A 372-nucleotide genomic window follows, 5' to 3' on the forward strand; every position below is an offset into this window, starting at 1 on the left:
TGCGTACTGAGGGGTTTCAAGGGAGAGCCTGGCGATTACCTACTTTCACACGGGTAATCCGCACTATCATCGGCGTGGAGTCGTTTCACGGTCCTGTTCGGGATGGGAAGGGGTGGTTCCAACTCGCTATGGTCACCAGGCATAAACGGTGTGCCGTGCCGGCGTTGAGCCAGCACAGCAAATAGGGATGTAGTCAGGTTGCGAGGTATCGGCCGAGCTTTGCAGCGGCACGCGATACGTCATACCAGGAGAAACACACTGGTTATAGGATCAAGCCTTACGGGCAATTAGTACTGGTTAGCTTAACGCATTACTGCGCTTCCACACCCAGCCTATCAACGTCCTGGTCTCGAACGACCCTTCAAGGAGGTC

At 54.8% G+C, this 372-nt stretch carries 2 rRNA genes; both read right to left on the bottom strand.

Annotation, left to right across the window (positions count from 1 at the left end):
* Positions 1–26 precede the first annotated feature (26 nt).
* Positions 27–140, bottom strand: a 5S ribosomal RNA gene (rrf, locus tag AC1DO7_RS41560).
* A gap of 126 nt (positions 141–266) precedes the next feature.
* Positions 267–372: ribosomal RNA gene (locus AC1DO7_RS41565) — 23S ribosomal RNA — on the bottom strand; the annotation flags it as partial.

The organism is Cupriavidus sp. 05N40 (assembly GCF_056397305.1).